This window comes from Colwellia sp. E2M01, from assembly GCF_018860585.1.
In the GTDB taxonomy this organism is placed as follows: domain Bacteria; phylum Pseudomonadota; class Gammaproteobacteria; order Enterobacterales; family Alteromonadaceae; genus Colwellia.
On record NZ_JAHKPR010000037.1, the window covers coordinates 39,543 to 40,139 of the forward strand.

The following is a 597-nucleotide window of genomic DNA, read 5'->3' on the forward strand; positions in this document are numbered from 1 at the left end:
GTAGCTGAGTCATCAGTAGTTGAATCATCGTTGCTTGACTCAAGTTCGTCTATGATTTCATCTTTAGTGTTTTGATCTAACTCACCTATGATTGCATCTTTGGTATTTTGTAACTCCTCTTCGGTGCAGGCAGATAGCCCTAGAGCTGAAATGCATAACAACGAATTTATTGCTAAGCGTTTAAACTTTGTATTATTCATGATCATCCTTCTTGATATATTATTGAAAATTACTAATGTTGTTAAATTGTAAACAATTAACTAATTTCCCGTATGTTAATATTGTGTTTACATTCTGAAAAGTTAATTATACAAATAGATTTGATAAATAATTGGTTAATTGTGATTGGTTTTAGCTATATATAGCTGAATAAGATTTAACTTATGAAAACACGGCTAAAATATAAGTGACAGTTATTTGTGTTTTATACAGGTGTTAAGTTAACCTTTAGTTAACATTTTTGGTGTGGTTTTTACATATAAATGTAAAGGTCTATTTAGAATGAATGACCGATTGAAGGATAGTAATAGGTGAGCAGCTTAATATGGTTTAAAAGAACGAATTTATATGCTGAAAGCTTTAATACCAAGTCCGTTA

The 597-nt window shown here is 29.8% G+C and carries 1 protein-coding gene; it reads right to left on the reverse strand.

The features are described from left to right. Positions 1-200 (reverse strand): hypothetical protein (locus KO502_RS08190; RefSeq protein WP_216022095.1); only part of this gene is annotated, 200 nt, incomplete at its 3' end. Positions 201-597 lie beyond the last annotated feature (397 nt).